The sequence below is a fragment of the Phyllobacterium sp. 1468 genome, assembly GCF_031455525.1.
In the GTDB taxonomy this organism is placed as follows: Bacteria; Pseudomonadota; Alphaproteobacteria; order Rhizobiales; family Rhizobiaceae; genus Phyllobacterium.
This window is the reverse complement of record NZ_JAVDSX010000009.1, coordinates 1-17,177: the sequence shown is the minus strand read 5'-3', so window position 1 is coordinate 17,177 and position 17,177 is coordinate 1. Positions and strand designations below refer to the sequence as shown.

Sequence of the window (17,177 nt, the reverse complement as noted above, 5' to 3'; positions counted from 1 at the left end):
TCAAGGGTGCAGTTCGACGGCAAGCCAGACACTGTCGCTGTCGGCGTAATAGCGGTGCCAGGGATAGGTCCACTGGTTCTCGCCCGTGACGCGGCAGAAGGGATCGTGCGAATAGCCGATCGGCATGACGACGTCTTCGTAGAGCGTTGCCGGGTCGCGCTGCTTGAACTTCTGCATCCGACCCGAGCCGTGAATCTGCGTATGCGTTTCAAGGAAAGGGTGCTCGTTGTGGATGAAGCAATCCGTATCGCCTGGCGACCACCAGAGGTTCAGCTTCAGCGTGAAGCTCTGCGGCGCTTCCGGGTGTACCCGCTCGTTGGTGAAAACCCTGGGATCAAGCCTGACGGTGCCGATTTCATCTCGCGCCGAGATATAGAGCGGCGTATCGCGGGGAAAGCTGCGAATGCGGTTGCCAAGCCAGTCCCACCCGCGGAACATGCAGCCGCCGAGATTGGTCGGGTTGACGACCTTGATGATTGCGGCACGCTCGGCGGAACGGATGCGTCCGCCTTTCAGCCATGTGGATTTCCATGCAGGGACAATCGCCGGATGCTCGGCTCCCGTCACCATGATCGACGGGCTGATGTTGACCACGACGGCGTCCTCGACGTCATAGTCGACAACATTTTCAACCAGTTTGGCGGAAATGAAATCATCCGCAAAGGCCAGATCTCTCGTCAGATTCTGCACGTCGGCACTCCTGTAGCCTGCAATTGTATCCGATCGCAGAAAGCCACAAGGCATAGAAGCAAGACAGTGCGCGCGCGAATTTATTTATTCGCAAAGTGACGCAGTGCAACATTCAGACTGCGAAGGCTGGAGGTCCGAGCCAGGTCCCATTTAATGAGCCGACGTCCATTTGGCATCGCTCATAATCATTGCCATCGATTCATAAGGTCGGCCGATTTCGGCGGTTGGCACCCGCAGATGATGCGATGTGATCCGAAACATGCGTCATGTTGCTTCAGTGATTGCGCACCTGCGAACTTGATGCGCATGGCGATCCGCCGAAGAATGACATCATCACCGTAGGGAGCAGGCAAGTGATCTGCATCCACCGCAATCATAACAAGCTTAGAGGGTCGATCAAATGAAACTGACAGGTGGCCAAGTCGTTGCGAAAGCGCTCAAGGATTATGGCGTTGAATATGTCGCCGGCGTGCCTGGTCATGGCATCTGGTCACTGTTCGACGCCTTCCTGCAAGAGGGATCCGAGATCCCCTTCATCCAGGTAATGCACGAGCAGAGCGCCATCCACATGGCTGATGGCTACTACCGCGCTTGCGGCAAGCCGATGGCTTGCTCGACCTCGGTCGGCCCGGGTGCTGCCAACACGATCATCGGTCTTGCCACCGCCTATACGGATTCGACCTCGCTTTTTTACGTCTCCGGCTCGCCCCAAACCTACATGCACGGCCACGGCACCATGCAGGAGCTGGAGCGCCAGCAGGACAATGCCTTCCCGCGCATCACCGAGCAGGTGACCAAGCGTGCCTGGCAGGCCAATTCGGTGCAGACCCTCCCAAGCATCATGCACCGTGCTTTCAGCGAAATGCTGACGGGCCGACCGGGTCCGGTTCATGTCGAAGTCCCGATGGATGTTCAGGTCGAGGCGGCGGATGTCACCATCCATCCGCTCGGCAAGCGTCTGCCGGTTGGCGTCGCCTATCCGGACCCCACGGCCATCGAAGCAGCGCTGAAGGTCCTTCTTGCTGCCGAACGCCCGGTGATCGTCGCCGGTGGTGGCGCGATCACGGCTGGCGCATCGGCGGCATTGACTAGCCTGGCGGAAAAGCTCGGCGCCGCCGTTTCCATCACCTGGAACGGCAAGGGAGCGATCTCAGAGGATCACGAGCTGTTTATCGGCGCGGTCGGCCAGACCGGTACGACCTGCGGCAACAAGATCACCGCGTCAGCCGATGTCGTCGTCTCCGTCGGCTGCCGCTTCACCGACTGGTCGGCTTCGTCCTACGCCAAGGGCGTGTCCTTCTCCATTCCGTCCGCCAAGCTGATCCATATCGATCTCGACCCGCGTGAAATCGGCAAGAACTACGAAACTGAGGTCGGCATCGTCGCCGATGCCAAGGCCACGCTCGAAGCGATCCTGTCGCTTCTCTCCGATGCCGACTCCAAGAAGATGCTCGCACGACGCGAAACCTTCCTTGCCGATGTCCAGAAAGTGAAAGCCGATTGGCGCGCCCAGGTCGAGCCGCGCGAGAACAGCCGCGAAACGCCCTTCACCTCGCAGCGGCCACTCATCGCACTGCGCAAGGTTCTCGATCGCGACGGCATCGTCGTCGTTGGTTCGGGCAACACGCAAGGGTCCGTCAAGCAGAGCTTCCCGATCTATGAGCCGCGCACGCATCTGACCTCGGGCTCCTATTCGCCGATGGGCTGGGCGGTACCGGCGGCCATGGGCGCCAAGCTGGCAAAACCTGATCGCCAGGTCGTTGCGATCGTCGGCGATGGTGATTTCATGATGTCACTGCCTGAAATGGGCACGGCCGTGATGAACGGCATTAATGTTGTCTTCCTGGTCTTGAACAATCAGGGCTACATGTCGATCCGCGGCGGCCAGCGCAAGTTCATGGGGCGTCATATCGCCTCCGAGTTCAGCCATCATGCCGGCAATGGCGCACCCTATTCGGCGGATATCGCGGCATCCGCCCGCGCCTTCGGCCTGCAGGCCTGGAAGGTCGAGAGGGACGAAGATTTGGAAAGCAACCTGAAGGCCGCGCTCGAGTGCGGTGGTCCGGCCTTGGTCGAGGTTATGGTCTCGCGCGACGCGGCGGGTCCGTTTGCCACCGGTTGGTGGGACTTCCCGTCGCCGGCCTATTACGAAAAAGAACAGGCCGCCTATGCCGAGATGCGTGTGCTTGAGCAGCATCTCTAACTGAGAGCCGGTTTCAGCCGGCTCCTAGCTCATCCTTTCTATCCCCTTGGAGTGCGGAGCGCGTCGCTTCCGCAAGCGAAGAGTCATACCCATGATACGGCACATCAAAACAGCCCAGGCTGCATCTGCTGACAGCAATGACGGATCGGTCACCAAGGCCGTCGAGGTGCTCCTCGCCAAGGTGGAAAGCGGCGGCGACAGGGCCGTCCGCGAGCTTTCCGTCCAGTTCGACAAGCTTGACCGCGACTCCTATCGCCTGACGAAGAGCGAAATTGACGATTCGATCAATGCGCTCACCAAACTCGAACGGGAAGACCTCGACTTCGCCCAAGATCAGGTGCGCAAGTTTGCGGAGGCCCAGAAGGCCAGCCTGAAGGATCTGGAGATCGAGACCTTGCCGGGCATCGTGCTCGGTCATCGCAATGTCCCAATCCAGAATGTCGGCTGCTATGTCCCAGGCGGCAAATATCCGTTGCTGGCGTCGGCACACATGACCGTGCTGACGGCACGGGTTGCTGGCTGCGAGCGCATCATTACCTGCGCACCGCCATTCAAGGGGCAGATCTCCCAGAAGATTGTCGCCGCTCAGGCGCTGGCCGGTGCCGACGAAATTTATTGCCTCGGCGGCGTCCAGGCGATCGCCGCAATGGCCTACGGGACGGAGACTATCGATGCGGTGGATATGCTTGCGGGGCCGGGCAATGCCTATGTGGCGGAAGCCAAGCGTCTGCTGTTCGGCAAGGTCGGCATCGATCTGTTCGCCGGACCGACGGAGACGCTGGTAATTGCCGATGACAGTGTCGACGGCGAAATCGTCGCCACCGATCTTCTGGGGCAGGCCGAGCATGGGATCAATTCGCCGGCCGTCCTGATCACCAATTCGGAAAGGCTGGCGCGCGACACGCTCAACGAGATCAAGCGGCTACTGACCATCCTGCCGACGGCCGAAATTGCCGGCAAGGCATGGGAGGATTTCGGCGAGATCATCCTCTGCGACACGGTCGACGAGATGGTATGCGAAGCCGACCGCGTCGCCTCCGAGCATGTCCAGGTCATGACCCGGGATCCGGATTACTTCCTCACCAACATGCGGAATTACGGCGCGCTCTTCCTTGGCGCCCGCACCAATGTCGCCTTCGGGGATAAGGTCATCGGCACCAACCACACGCTGCCGACCAACAAGGCCGCCCGCTACACCGGCGGGCTCTGGGTCGGGAAATTCCTGAAGACCTGCACCTACCAACGCATCATGACTGACGAAGCGTCGGCTTTGATCGGCGCTTACAGTTCCCGGCTCTGCCTCATGGAGGGCTTCGCCGGACATGCCGAGCAGGCAAACATTCGCGTCCGCCGCTACGGGAGAAAAAACGTCGGCTACGCCATGCCGGCAGACGCAAGCTGATTGCCACCGCCCGATAACAGCGAAACGCGACCGGGCACTAGACGTCACCAGAGAGGACAAGCAATGAACAAGTTCAAGTTGATTTTGATGGCCACCGCGACGGCACTGCCATTGGTGGGACAGGCTGTGGCCGAAACGAAGATCGAAGGGCTTCACGTCTGGACTTCGGCAAGCGAAGTGAAGGCTTTGAAGGTTATCACCGACAAACTCGCGACGATGGGGTTCGAGTGGCAGGACAGCGCGGTGGGCGGCGCCAATGGCGCAAACGCCCAGCAGGCACTGCGTACGCGCGTTGCTGCAGGCAATCCTCCTGCCGTCATGCAGTTTCTGGGCTTTGAGGGCTTGGGCTGGGCAAAGGAGGGCGCGCTGCGCTCCCTGAACGACCTGTACACCAAGAACGGCTGGAAGGCGGACCTGCCGCCCGTCATGCTGCAATTCCTCGAGCAGGACGCCAATTTCTTCTCGACGCCGATCAACATGCACCGCCAAAACTGGGTATGGGCAAACAAGGCGATCTTCGACAAGGCCGGGATTTCGATCCCCGCCAGCTGGGATGAACTGATCGCCAGCGGCGAGAAGCTGAAAGCCATCGGGGTCACCCCGATCGCGATGAGCGATGAAAGCTGGCAGATTGAGGAACTGTTCGAGTCGATCCTGATCGACGTGAACGGTCCCGATTTCTACAAGAAGGCTGCCATCGATCTCGACGAGACCGCGCTGTCCAGCCCCGAGATGATCAAGACCTTCGAGACACTCGGCAAGCTGCGGGGAATGCACGACGCCGGATTTACCGGTCGTGACTGGTCCGCCGCCACCAACATGGTTGCCAACGGCCAAGCCGCGATGCAGGTGATGGGCGATTGGGCAAAGGGCGAATTCCTCGCCAAGGGCATGAAGCCCGGCGTCGATTTCCTCTGCTTCCCGACCCCGACAGCCACTCCGAACTACAAGTTCGTCTTCGATACGTTCGGTGGATTCACGATCAACAATACCGATATCGTCAAGGGCCAGGATGCGGTCGCCGAAGCGATCATGGATCCGGACGTGCAGAAGAACTTCAACCTGATCAAGGGCTCGATCCCGGCACGCCTCGATGTCTCCATGGATGCCTTCGACGATTGCGCCAAGCGCAGCTTCTCGGATCGCGTCGAAGCCATCAAGAACAACGCGATCTACGGATCGCTGACGGATGGCTTTGCCGTCGAGCCGCGGTTTTCCGGCGTGTTCCAGGATGTCGTCGGCAAGTTCTTCGTCACCGACATGAGTGCTGAAGACGCGGTCCAGGCACTGGTTGACGGCATCAACAACGCACGTTGAGCCAAGCGTGTCGTTGCCGGGGACCGTCTCGGGTGTGCCCGGCAGCACCGCTTTCCTCCTCAACCGAAGCAAATTGGCCAAGAGGCGAGTTAAATGACTGGATCCATTTCACTTTCGGATCGTATTGCAAAATGGCTGCCGCGGCTTGTCCTGGCTCCTAGCCTTCTCATGGTGTTAGTCGCGGTCTACCTGTTCATCTGCTGGACGGGCTGGATCTCGCTGTCATCCTCGACGATCGTGCCGAAATACGACTTTGTCGGTCTGAGCCAGTATGTCCGGCTGTGGTCGACGCCGCGTTGGCACACGGCGGTTTTCAACCTCGTCATTTTCTCGGTGCTGTTCCTGGGCATCACGACCGCGCTCGGCCTGCTGATGGCCATTCTGCTTGACCAGAAGATACGTAGTGAAGGGGCGTTGCGGGCGATCTTCCTGTACCCGATGGCGCTCTCCTTCATCGTCACCGGCACGGCCTGGAAATGGATACTCAACCCGGCTCTTGGCGTTCAAAAAGTGGTCCATGACCTCGGTTGGACCAGCTTCGTCTTCGACTGGATCGCGCGCCCAAGCTTCGCAATCTATTGCGTTGTGATCGCGGCCGTATGGCAATCCACCGGCTTTGCCATGGCGCTCTTTCTCGCCGGCCTGCGCGGTATCGACAATTCGGTGATCAAGGCCGCCCAGATCGAAGGGGCAAGTCTGCCCCTAATCTACAGACAGATTGTCATTCCGATGCTGCGCCCCGCATTTCTGAGCGTGATTGTTCTGCTCAGCTACATTGCCATCAAGAGCTTCGATCTCATTCTCGCCCTGACAAACACCGGTCCTGGCTCCGCAACCGAAATGCCGTCGACCTTCATGTATTCCGCCACGTTCCGGCGTGACCAGATGGGGGTAGGGGCTGCAAGCGCGATGATGATGCTGATGACGGTCGCGGCCATCATCGTCCCTTACCTGTACTCTGAATTGAGGGAGACCGGCGATGGCCACTAAAGCCCTGTCTCATCAACGGCAACAGCTGTTGGGTCGTGCGATCATCTATGGCGGCCTGCTGTTCATGGCCGCGTTCTATCTGATGCCGCTATGGGTGATGATCACCACGTCGGTAAAGCACCTCGATGAAATCTACGCCGGATCCTTCATCGGCTTGCCGAAGCAGATCACCTTCGAGGCTTGGCAGACCGCCTGGTCCGAGGCCTGCAACGGAACGGCCTGCCGGGGCCTGAAACCCTATTTCATCAATTCGTTGCTGATGACGATCCCGGCAGTCCTGTTGTCGACCGGCATCGGCGCGATCAACGGCTACGTGATTACCAAATGGCGGTTTCCCGGTTCCAACGTGATTTTCGGGCTACTGCTGTTCGGCTGCTTCCTGCCATTTCAGGCGGTCATCCTGCCGATGGCGCAAACACTTGGAATGCTCGGCCTGGCGGGCACAATTCCCGGCCTGGTTCTCGTCCATACTGTCTACGGGATCGCCTTTACCACGCTGTTCTTCCGCAACTATTTCATCAGCATCCCTGACGAGCTAGTCAAGGCGGCACAGATCGACGGCGCGGGATTTGTTCGGATATTCGTGTCGATCATCTTGCCGACGGCGCTGCCGATCATCGTTGTGTCCTGCATCTGGCAGTTCACCCAGATATGGAACGACTTCCTGTTCGGCGCCTCCTTCACTGCCGGCGAAAACGCGCCGATCACGGTGGCACTGAACAATATCGTCAACGTCTCCATGGGACGCAAGCAGTACAACGTCGACATGGCGGCAGCCATGATCGCCGCTCTCCCCACCCTCATCGTTTATGTCGTTGCCGGCCGCTACTTCGTGCGTGGGCTGACTGCTGGTGCTGTGAAAGGCTAAGACATGTCTACACTCGAAATCGATCGCGTCCGTAAATCCTACGGCATCCACGAGGTCCTGAAGGAGGTTTCGATCTCCATCGGTGCCGGCGACTTTCTGGTCCTGCTGGGTCCATCCGGCTGTGGCAAGTCCACGCTTCTCAACATGATCGCGGGTCTCGATACGATCACTGGCGGCGAGATCCGCATCGCTGGCAAGGTGGTCAACAACCTCTCGCCGAAGGATCGCGACATCGCCATGGTGTTTCAATCCTACGCGCTCTATCCGACGATGACGGTGCGCCAGAACATCGAGTTCGGGATGAAGATCCGTGGCGTCACACCGGCCGATCGGGACAAGGCGGTGAAGACGGCGGCCGACCTGCTGCAGATGTCGCATCTGCTCGATCGCAAGCCGGCGCAGCTCTCGGGCGGCCAGCGCCAGCGCGTGGCCATGGGCCGGGCGATCGTGCGCCAGCCGAAACTGTTCCTGTTCGACGAACCGCTCTCCAATCTCGACGCCAAGCTGCGCGTCGACATGCGCACGGAAATCAAGCGCCTGCACGCCCGGCTCCGAACGACGATCGTCTATGTCACGCATGACCAGATCGAGGCGATGACGCTGGCGACCCGCGTGGCCGTCATGAAGGACGGCGTGGTGCAGCAGCTGGACGAACCGCAGGCGGTGTATGACCGTCCGGCGAATGTCTATGTCGCCAAGTTCGTCGGATCACCGTCGATGAACATCATCCCTGGTGTGCTCGAAGTCCAGGGCTCGACCGTTAGCGCTGTTGTCGGTATCGCCCACCGCCAGCCGGCACGCATTTCTGGCATTCCGGTATCCCTGGACGCTGCCCGGAAATTTGCGGGCAAGAAGATGCTCGTCGGCATCCGCCCCGAGAACTTCTCCATTGCCACCGGCCATCAGGGATCGGCGCTCGCCGTCGACATCGATGTCGTCGAGCCGACCGGCCCCGATACGCTGGTTGTCTTCAACTGTGGCGGTGTCGAGGTAACGGCGCGGCTGCCGCCCAAGCAGGCGAGTGCCGGATCTGAGGCAATCCTGTCGGTCGACACGTCCAAGGTCGTCATCTTCGATGCCGATACTGAAACCCGGATCGATTGAGGTGACACCATGGCCGAGACAGCGGACATTGTAATTATCGGTTCGGGCGTCGGCGGCGCGTCGCTCGCGCACAGCCTGGCGCCATCGGGGCTGCACATTGTCATCCTGGAACGGGGCGAGCACCTGACGGATACACCGGAGGCCCGCGACGATGTCGCTATCTTCCAGAAGGGCTTTTACCGCTCGTCGGAGGAATGGCTGGGAACCGATGGAGAGAGTTTCCTGCCCGGCAACTACTATTATGTCGGCGGCAATTCCAAGTTTTTTGGAGCGGTGATGTACCGCTACCGACGCGAGGATTTTTCAGCCCGGCCGCATATGGACGGTGCCTCGCCGGGATGGCCGATGTCCTATGACGAACTTTCGCCCTGGTATGACCGGGCGGAAGCGATTTTCCGGGTTCGCGGCTCGACGCAGCAGGACCCGACCGAGCCGGCGCATGCCAAGCCTTATGCTTACTCCCCCGTCCCGGACGAACCGGCGATCGCCGCCGTGCGCAAGCGGCTGGAAAAGGTCGGCATTCACCCGTCCTCGCTTCCGCTGGCGATTGATCTCGATACCTGGCTTGGTCGTGCTCCCACCGGCTGGGACGCATTTCCCAACACGGGCGAGGGCAAGATCGATGCGGAAGTTGGGCCTTTGAAGAGCGCTCTCGACTATCCGAATGTCCGCATGGTGACGGGTGCCCGCGTCACGCGGCTGGACATTAACGAAAGCGGCCGACGGGTCGTCGCCGCGGTCTACATCAAGGATGGCGTCGAGCAGCGCATTTCAGCTGGCCGCTTCGCTGTCGCCGCCGGCGCCGTGCAGTCGGCGGCACTGCTTCTGCGCTCGACCAGCACGGCGCATCCCACCGGTCTGGGCAACAGTTCCGACCAGCTGGGCCGCAACTTCATGAACCACAATACGACGGCGATGCTCGCCATCGATCCATTCAGGCGCAACAGCAGCGTCTATCAGAAGACCATTGCCTTCAACGATTTCTACAACGAAAACAACGAGCACGGTTTTCCACTCGGGAACGTCCAGCTGCTCGGGCATATCACCGGCAATATCCTGAAGGCGAATTTTCCGGTGCCGGCACCGGGCTGGCTCACCAGCCTGATTGCGCGGCATGCCTACGGCTGGTTCCTGACGAGCGAGGACCTGCCGAACCCGCAGAGCCGGGTCACGGTGCGCGATGATCGCATTGTCATGCACTGGATCAGATCGAATATGCGTGCACACAAAGCCCTGATCGCCAAGACCCGCGCCGTCATGCGCAAAGCTGGGTTCCCCATCGTGCTGACGCATACGTTCGGCCGCAAGACGACGTCGCATCAGTGTGGCACGGCACGCATGGACAGTGATCCAAAGACCTCCGTGGTCGATCTCGATTGCCGCAGCCACGATGTTGAGAATCTCTACATCACCGACGCGTCGGTCCTGCCGACCTCGGCGGCCGTCAATCCGGCATTGACTGTTTCAGCGCTTGCAATCAAGGCCGGCGCCTCCATCGCGAGGCAAGCATGATGACCTTTCGCAACCTCGGATCGGCACGCCTTGGCATTCGTCCCGCTCAATCGGCTGAACTGAATACGTTCGACTATATCGTTATCGGCGGCGGCTCCACCGGCTGCGTGGTGGCGTCCCGGCTTTCGGAAGATTCAGCTGTCAGCGTGCTGCTGCTGGAGGAGGGGCCGCGCGATCGCAGCCCGTACATTCACATCCCCGGCGCCTACTACAAGACCGCCCAGGGACCGCTGCTGAAGCGCATTCCCTGGGAGCCGATGGCGGAGCAAGAGCGTACGGAAACACCGACCATGGTGCAGGCGCGGGTTCTCGGTGGCGGCAGCTCGGTCAACGCGATGATCTACATCCGGGGGGTCCCGTCGGACTACGAGCAGTGGGCAGCGATGGGCGCCGATGGCTGGGGCTATGCCGACGTGCTGCCCTATTTCAAACGTGCCGAGGACAACAACCGGTTCAGCAACGATGTCCACGGTGTCGGTGGCCCGCTCGGCGTTTCCGACGTCGACTATATCCATCCCCTGACACGAGCCTGGCTTCAGGCCTGCCAGCAGGCGGGTCTTCCCTATAATCCGGACTTCAATTCCGGCGATCCGACGGGCTGCGGCCTGTACCAGATCACCGCCCGTGACGGTCGCCGCAGCTCGGCAGCCGTTGCCTATCTCAGCGGGGCGAGCAAGCGCAGCAACCTGCGCATCGAAACCGGCTGCACGGTGACGCGCGTCATCATCGAGAAGGGACGCGCGGTCGGCGTCGAATGCGCCAAGAGCACGCGCAAGATCGTCTATCGGGCACAGCAGGAAGTCGTCCTGTCCGCCGGTGCGATAGCGACCCCGAAGGTGATGATGCTGTCGGGGCTCGGCCCCGCGGAGCAGATCAGGCGGCAGGGCCTGACCGTCCATGCCGACATGCCCGGCGTCGGGCAGAACCTTCAGGACCACACCGAGATTTCTCTGGTCTATCAACTCAATGGTCCCCACAGCTACGACAAGTACAAGAAGTTGCACTGGAAGGCGGCTGCGGGCCTGAATTATGCTCTGTTCCGCAACGGCCCGGCGTCATCCAACCTGATCGAAGGCGGCGCCTTCTGGTGGGGCAACAAAGACGAGAAGGTGCCAGATATCCAATATTTTATGGTGGTCGGCGCCGGTATCGAAGAGGGCGTGGATGCGGTTCCCGGAGGCAATGGCTGCACGGTCAACCTTGGACAGATCCGGCCGCGTTCCCGCGGCGAAGTCACGCTTGCCAGCGCCGATCCCCTTGCCAATCCACGCGTCGCGCCGCGCTATTTCTCCGATCCGCACGATCTGGATGCGATCACCGAAGGCACGATGGCCGCGCTCGACATCATGGCGCAGCCTGCCATCGTGTCCTTTGTCGAAACAAGACACGCGCCAGCGCCAAATCTCAATTCGCGCGCGGATATCAGGACGTTTTGCCAGCGGACGGCGCATGCTGCCCTGCATCCGTCCGGGACATGCCGAATGGGCCAGGACGACATGGCCGTCGTCGATCCACAGCTGCGGGTGAGGGGCGTCGACGGGCTGCGTATCGCCGACGCGTCGGTCATGCCGACATTGATCTCCGGCAATCCGAACTCCGTCTGCATCATGATCGGCGAACGCGCGGCCGAATTCCTCCGGGTGCAAGACCGGCGGAATTATGTACCTCCCGCAACGGGCGGGAGGTAAAGCATTGCCCTGGCGTGGGCGAGGCCAAGCTGTCGTGGATGGTTGCAACTGTCCAAAATCAAATCGCCAAAAGGAGCCGAGCCATGGTCAACGATGGCGCGTTTAGCCTCAGTTGTGTGTAATTCTGCCGCGTCTCATAAATATTGCATGAATATGCGGTTTTAGTTGCACGATTGGGCGCATTCGTGCATAAGAAATTTATAGCAAGCAAGATGAGGCTGGAATGAGCGCGCGCGTGGTCGTCTTTGATATCGGTGGGGTTCTGATCGACTGGGATCCTGCTTATCTCTATCGAAAGTTGCTGCCGGATGAGGCGAGTGTTTCGCAGTTCCTGAAAGAGATCTGCACGGGTGCGTGGAACGAACAGTTCGACGCCGGAGTGCCTTTTGCGGACGGCATCGCCGATCTCGCCGGACATCATCCGGAAAGAGCCAATCTGATTGAGGCCTACTGGCACCGGTGGCATGAGATGCTGGGCGGAGAAATACCCGGCACGGCCAAGATCCTGGAGCGATTGAAAACAGCCGGCGTCCCGGTGCATGCGATTTCCAACTGGTCGGCCGAAACCTTTCCGCGGGCGCTGGAGCGCTTTCCTTTTCTTGATTCCTTCGACATTCTGGTCGTCTCCGGCCGGGAGAAGCTCGTGAAGCCGGGGATTGCTATTTTCAAGCTGTTCCTGGAACGGGCAGGGGCTCCGGCCGAGGACTGCCTGTTCATCGACGACAATCCCGCAAACATCGCGGCTGCGGCATCGCTCGGGTTCCAGACGGAGCTTTTCCGGACGGCCGAGGCGTTGGAGCAGCGGTTGGCCGCCATGGGCCTTCTGTCGCAGAGTGAAGAGGTGGAGGCATGACGACCGAGAAACAGGAGTTCGCGTCCCTCTCGCCCGAGGAGCGGCAGTCCATCATCGTCGAGAAGGTCAACGCGACCGGCCGCGTGGTTGCTGCGACGCTGGCGCAGGAATTCGGGGTTTCGGAGGATTCGATCCGCCGCGACTTGCGCGACCTTTCCGAGGCCGGGCTGGTTCAACGCTTCCACGGCGGTGCGTCGCGCCTCGTGACGCCGGCCCTCGACTTCCATCGCCGGGAAACCGTCGGTGCCGGTGAAAAGCAGCTGATCGGCCGGGCCGCCGCCGCAGCGATCCCCGAGGGAGCGACGTTGCTGGTCGATTCCAGCACCACCGTCATCCATTTCCTGCGCAGCCTGCCGCCGACGCTGTCCGTGCGCATCATCACGACGGCCGTAGATGTGGCGGCCGCAGCGCTCGATCATCCGCTTGCCGAGGTCATCATGATCGGCGGGCGGCTTGGGCGGCTGACCCGCAATGCGACCGGCGCCGGCGCCATCGAGGCTATTCGTGCCCTGAAAGCTGATTACTGCATCCTCGGAACCTGTGGCGTCGACAACAACCTGATGGTTCGCGCCGATGATTTTGACGACGCCTATCTGAAGGCGACGATGATCAAGGCCTCCAACAAGACCTTGTTGCTGGCCACAGCCGAAAAGCTCGGCCAGATCGCGACCTATGAAGTCGCGCCGGTTTCCGTGGTGTCGACGCTGTTCACCAGCAATCACGACAACGCCATCTTGAAGCGCATTGAGGAACTTGGCGTCGATGTCGAGCTGAGCTGACAAAGATTTTTGTCTCTAGGAGATGATGATGACCTATTCGCTGGACCAGGACGCCAGGGCTATCCTCTTGCCCGCATTCGACGGCCTCGATTTTGGAGATGTGATGGAGCCGTTCCTGGAAAAGGGTGGCTGCTCCGTCCTGATCGGGGAAACGCGAGACGAATATGTGGCGCGGGCCATGTCGCAGGAGCGGTTGGCCGCTGAAACGCCCGCTGTCTTCCAGGCGGTCATCGAAAAGTTGAAGGCAAGCTGCCCGGACCTGATTGTCGCCGTCGACCAGGAAATGGGCGGTATCCAACGCCTGCAGGGCCTCGCTCCCAATCTCCCGGAATTGGAGGATGCCACCCGGCTTTCGGATGACGCGCTTGCCGACCACTGCTTCGCCACGGCTGATGCGGCCCGCAAACTGGGCGTCTCGATGTTCCTCGCGCCGATCGCGGACGTGATCGATGGCCGGAATTCTTGGCTGCAGGGCCGGACAATGGGTCCGGACGCGGAAACGGTGGCGCGGCTGGTCTCCGGCTATATCAAAGGCGTCCAGAGGGCAGGGATCACGGCGGTCACGAAGCACTTTCCGGGCTTCAACAATCTCGATGGCGACCCGGCGCTGGTCGATGTCTCCTTGCAGACAACCCGCGACCATATCCTGGCGAACGCGCTGCCCTTCACGGCGGCGATTGCGGCCGGCACGAAGGCGGTCATGACCGGACCGGCACCGGTTGCCGCGATTGACGCGAGGAACGCCGCCAGTACATCGGCTACCATCATTGCACTTCTGAAAGAGCGGTTCGACTTCAAGGGCTTGATTGTCAGCGACGACCTCGATTCACCCGCAACGTTGCGCGGCCAATCCTTGCTGGAAACGGCGATTGCCTCGCTCAATGCTGGCGCGGATCTCCTGCTTGTTGCCGGTGGTCCGCATCTCGACGCCCTCAGCGACGGTCTCGTTGCGGCCTCGCAGGCCGGCGCGCTGTCGGCCGAACGCCTGGCGGATGCAGCTGCACGCGTTCGGAAAAACGCCACTGGACACTGACGAAAAACGGGTGCCTTTAACTCGAAAGGCCTCGCCGGAGCGATCCGGCGGGCCTTTCATTCCTTGAACCTGCAGCCATATCTAGCTTGAAACACGATCGATGGCAGCCGACGCGGCCTGCAGTCGCGCGAGAGGCAGGCGTCCGTCCTCGACCGCCGTCTCGATGGCCCGTGCCAGCCTGTCAAGATGCGGCACCGCCGCCGGCGAGACTAGCAGGAGTTCAGCACCTGCGATCAGCGCCTCGACGACGATCACATCAAGGGAGCGGTTGCCGAGTCGGCAAGGCGGCTGTCAGCCGGTGTAGACGGTGAACGGCGGAGATATCCGCGTCGAGGGCCAGCACGGCGGGCCCGGCGATCCGGCGGGCACGGTTGGTTACCGCGCGCCAGGCATCAGCCGTTTCGCGACGGATCCGGTCGGGACGGATGATACCGGTCGCATCCTCGGTTCCGTCTTCGCCGGAGAGGATTGCCTGTCCGCCGTTTTCGAGGAATGCGACCATTTCGACAGAGAGTTCCAGCTCCCTCGTGACCGGGAAAAGCGTGCTGTAGGCAAGGCGTCGGACAGAGGTCATGGCAATCTTTTGTGGCTGGTTGTCTGAGTATGCGTTTTTATGCATCAATATGCACGAATACGCTACTGTGGGATTGATTCATGAAAACCAGCCGGGATTACCCAAGTCAGATGGGCTGGCCGCAAAAACCGTCCGTTGAACTGCCGGAACCGGACCACATTCACATCGGCTATTCAGTTGGGTGCGTCAGTCTGCTTCACTATTCCGCAAGGTGCGATCTTGCGTTCAAAACCCCGCGTACTATTCATCGCAGATGGCGGCGGCCGTGGCGCTGCTCACATTCGGCCCGGCAATCACACGCAGCCTGGCATCCGTGCATTTCGATACAAAGGGCTTTCGCGAACATGAAAGACAATCGTCTCGGCCTCGGTGGCATCCTTAGTTCGAAGCGACTGCGATCCAGCCTTTTCTTCCTGGCTGCTGGCATCGGCATCGGCGCCTGGGCATCGAACCTGCCGCTGTTGTCGGCCAAAATGGACCTCGACAAGGGGGAACTGGGAACCCTCCTCCTGTGCTTCGCGCTCGGGGCCATCGTTCTGATGGTCAACGCCGGGCGATATCTCGACCGGTCGAAAAACATTCATCGGGTCAGTCTGGTCTCCAGCGTCACTTTCGGCATCGCCGTCGCGATCATCCCCTTTATCGGCAACATCTGGCTCCTCGGCGCCGTGGTGTTCGTGGCGGGCGCAGCTTTCGGGACTCTGGACGTGTCGATGAACACCGAAGCATCCGCGATCGAGCGCGCGACGGGACATCATCTGATGTCCTCCTTCCACGCGATGTTCAGCATCGGCAACATCATCGGCGCTTTTTTCGTCGGCAAGGCGGTGGCCTATGGCGGCACACTGTTGGAATGCCTGGGCGGCGGCGGTCTCGTGGTGCTCCTGACGGCATTCTCGACGCTGTTGATCGTCGATGGAGCGGCCACACAGGCATCATCCGCAAACGCTGCACCGGTGGCCGCTCAAAATGCTTCTTTCAGTCTCTCGCAAAGGCGGCTCATTTATATGTTTGGCGCGATCGGCTTTCTCGCCTTTCTTGCGGAGGGCGGGATGCTGGACTGGACGGCGATCTACATGGTGGACATCCTCCATGCATCCGAAAGCCAGGGGGCCTATGCCTTTGCCACCTTTGCCGCCGCCATGGCGATCGGCCGCCTGTGCGGCGACTTTGCGACCAAGCGGATCGGCCATGCGAACCTTTTGAAATTCGGCGGCATAGTCTGCGCCGTGTCGATCCTGGCCATGCTCTTGGCAAACAACGTCACGGTGACGCTCATCGTGCTTGCATTCTGCGGTTTGGGCGTCGCCAACATGATCCCCGCCGTGTTTGCCTCTGCCGGTCATATCGGCGCGCACGCGACGGGCCGTGCGATGGCGATCGTCACAACCATGGGCTACAGCGGCTTGCTGCTCGGTCCCGCGCTTTTGGGCTTCGTGGCGCAGACCTCGAGCCTCACCGTCAGCTTCGGCCTGATCACGCTGGCCTTCGCCGTCATCGCGACCGGCACGCTCCATCTCAGTCGCCGCCTAAAACAGCACCACGCCGAGAACCAGCCCGCGAAGAGCTTCGCCTGATCAAAACCTCGTTTGTGATCTCGATAATTTGTCATGCCGGTTGGGGTGAATTCAAGGGAACCGGCAACCGCTACAGACAGATCGATGGCAACGGGGGCGCATCATGCTGGTTGAATCCGTCGATTGTGCCGAACCGATCCAGAAAATCGGCCGCCGTGCCGACGGCGGTTGACTGGAAAACCTGCCGGCTTGCAGCATGGCACAATATCGCAAGAAGATACGCGAAGGCGCCGAGCCCGTCTTCGTGCTGGCCTAGGATTCCTCGTTTCTCAACCCCATTTGGCTCTTGCTGCTCAAGGACAGAGGCGGCCCGCTCCTGCGCGTGACAACGCCAAGGAACCCGCTGACCAGGAAACTCACCTCCATCCGCCAAGTCTACCAGATCGCCCGCACAAGTGGCCTGCGCTATGCAGCCAGCCGCAACCCATATCCAGTGGCATTCCTGCCAGTTCGAGCACGGCCGCCCGGACGGTCACTGGCCTCGATCAAAATCACTGAACGGCGAGCTGCCGCCAGCCGGCATGCTGTCGCAATACCCGCAGCACCGGCGCCGATGATCGCAAAATCGTGATCCATAAATGCCTCCG

General features: G+C 60.7%; 14 protein-coding genes and 1 pseudogene. 12 read left to right on the top strand and 3 right to left on the bottom strand.

Translation table 11 applies throughout. From position 1 onward, the window contains the following. Nucleotides 1–690 (bottom strand): hypothetical protein, encoded by a 690-nt coding sequence (locus J2X72_RS20525; protein WP_210005099.1) that lies wholly within the window; start codon nucleotides 688–690, stop codon nucleotides 1–3. A gap of 400 nt (nucleotides 691–1,090) precedes the next feature. Here J2X72_RS20525 and J2X72_RS20520 point away from each other — a divergent pair, with 400 nt between their 5' ends. From J2X72_RS20520 to J2X72_RS20470, 11 genes are all read left to right on the top strand, one after another. After that, nucleotides 1,091–2,893 (top strand): thiamine pyrophosphate-binding protein, encoded by a 1,803-nt coding sequence (locus tag J2X72_RS20520; protein ID WP_310075020.1) that lies wholly within the window; start codon nucleotides 1,091–1,093, stop codon nucleotides 2,891–2,893. Nucleotides 2,894–2,984: 91 nt separating this feature from the next. Beyond that, entirely contained in the window at nucleotides 2,985–4,295 is a 1,311-nt protein-coding gene (gene hisD / locus J2X72_RS20515) for a histidinol dehydrogenase (RefSeq protein ID WP_310075018.1), read from the top strand. A 63-nt stretch (nucleotides 4,296–4,358) separates the two neighbouring features. Next, nucleotides 4,359–5,612 carry an ABC transporter substrate-binding protein gene (locus J2X72_RS20510; RefSeq protein WP_210005109.1) on the top strand — a complete coding sequence of 418 codons (1,254 nt, stop codon included), beginning with the start codon at nucleotides 4,359–4,361 and terminating at the stop codon, nucleotides 5,610–5,612. 93 nt (nucleotides 5,613–5,705) lie between these two features. Then, on the top strand, nucleotides 5,706–6,602 hold the full coding sequence (locus J2X72_RS20505; protein ID WP_310075016.1) for a sugar ABC transporter permease: 897 nt from the start codon (nucleotides 5,706–5,708) through the stop codon (nucleotides 6,600–6,602). Next, entirely contained in the window at nucleotides 6,592–7,470 is an 879-nt protein-coding gene (locus J2X72_RS20500) for a carbohydrate ABC transporter permease (protein ID WP_310075014.1), read from the top strand. The genes J2X72_RS20505 and J2X72_RS20500 overlap by 11 nt, the downstream gene beginning before the upstream one ends. A gap of 3 nt (nucleotides 7,471–7,473) precedes the next feature. Further along, a complete protein-coding gene (locus tag J2X72_RS20495; protein ID WP_210005118.1) occupies nucleotides 7,474–8,574 on the top strand; it encodes an ABC transporter ATP-binding protein in 1,101 nt (366 codons plus the stop codon). Nucleotides 8,575–8,583: 9 nt separating this feature from the next. Continuing rightward, on the top strand, nucleotides 8,584–10,086 hold the full coding sequence (locus J2X72_RS20490) for a GMC family oxidoreductase (RefSeq protein WP_310075011.1): 1,503 nt from the start codon (nucleotides 8,584–8,586) through the stop codon (nucleotides 10,084–10,086). Next, a complete protein-coding gene (locus J2X72_RS20485; protein ID WP_405044753.1) occupies nucleotides 10,086–11,774 on the top strand; it encodes a GMC family oxidoreductase in 1,689 nt (562 codons plus the stop codon). Before J2X72_RS20490 ends, J2X72_RS20485 begins: the two co-directional genes overlap by 1 nt. Nucleotides 11,775–11,997: 223 nt before the next feature. Then, nucleotides 11,998–12,627, top strand: coding sequence for an HAD family phosphatase (locus tag J2X72_RS20480; protein ID WP_210005123.1), 630 nt, complete (start codon nucleotides 11,998–12,000; stop codon nucleotides 12,625–12,627). Beyond that, a complete protein-coding gene (locus J2X72_RS20475) occupies nucleotides 12,624–13,406 on the top strand; it encodes a DeoR/GlpR family DNA-binding transcription regulator (RefSeq protein WP_210005125.1) in 783 nt (260 codons plus the stop codon). The genes J2X72_RS20480 and J2X72_RS20475 overlap by 4 nt, the downstream gene beginning before the upstream one ends. Nucleotides 13,407–13,434: 28 nt before the next feature. Next, nucleotides 13,435–14,439: a glycoside hydrolase family 3 protein gene (locus tag J2X72_RS20470; protein ID WP_210005126.1), complete on the top strand. Its 1,005-nt coding sequence runs from the start codon at nucleotides 13,435–13,437 to the stop codon at nucleotides 14,437–14,439. 256 nt (nucleotides 14,440–14,695) lie between these two features. Here J2X72_RS20470 and J2X72_RS20465 read toward each other — a convergent pair whose 3' ends face one another. Further along, nucleotides 14,696–15,013, bottom strand: coding sequence for a hypothetical protein (locus tag J2X72_RS20465; protein ID WP_210005128.1), 318 nt, complete (start codon nucleotides 15,011–15,013; stop codon nucleotides 14,696–14,698). A 344-nt stretch (nucleotides 15,014–15,357) separates the two neighbouring features. Between J2X72_RS20465 and J2X72_RS20460 the strand changes: the two genes are divergently transcribed. Beyond that, nucleotides 15,358–16,590 (top strand): MFS transporter, encoded by a 1,233-nt coding sequence (locus J2X72_RS20460; RefSeq protein ID WP_310075004.1) that lies wholly within the window; start codon nucleotides 15,358–15,360, stop codon nucleotides 16,588–16,590. Nucleotides 16,591–16,991: 401 nt separating this feature from the next. On the opposite strand, the pseudogene J2X72_RS20455 reads toward J2X72_RS20460, so the two are convergent. After that, nucleotides 16,992–17,166 (bottom strand): annotated as a pseudogene (locus J2X72_RS20455) (FAD-dependent oxidoreductase); the annotation flags it as partial. Between the last annotated feature and the right edge of the window lie 11 nt (nucleotides 17,167–17,177).